Origin of the sequence: Vibrio sp. 10N.222.52.B7, assembly GCF_041474275.1 — a bacterium.
In the GTDB taxonomy this organism is placed as follows: domain Bacteria; phylum Pseudomonadota; class Gammaproteobacteria; order Enterobacterales; family Vibrionaceae; genus Vibrio; species Vibrio crassostreae_C.
The window spans coordinates 1-338 of sequence record NZ_JBFRTU010000793.1; the positions used below are offsets into that span (position 1 = coordinate 1).

At 43.8% G+C, this 338-nt stretch carries 1 protein-coding gene; it reads right to left on the reverse strand.

Going from position 1 to position 338, the window contains the following annotated elements:
- A partial coding sequence (locus tag AB4512_RS25340) for an AraC family ligand binding domain-containing protein (RefSeq protein WP_408063702.1) occupies positions 1–338 on the reverse strand: 338 nt, incomplete at both ends.

Here is a 338-nt window from a genome sequence, read left to right on the forward strand (position 1 = left end):
GTCTGCGAATTTCCTGCAAGAGTTCATTTAAAAACGGCGTGAGGGTAATGGTTCGTACTTGAGGCTTATATTCATTTCCAAATGTAGGATTAAGGTAGATGCCGACAAATGTTGTATGGCTCAATGCGATAGATTCATGTTGAATCCCTGCAGGCACAAACAAAGCAGAAGTATGGGGCACAAGATGCTGGTAGTGATCAGTTTTAGTTTGTAGCAAGCCCTTGATCGGGAAGATCACTTGATGCCACGTATGTTGGTGCATTGCATCGACATAGCCTTTGGGCATATCGATGGTCTTCACCAATGCTGGTAAATTTGGATTGGCGACCATCATCTCA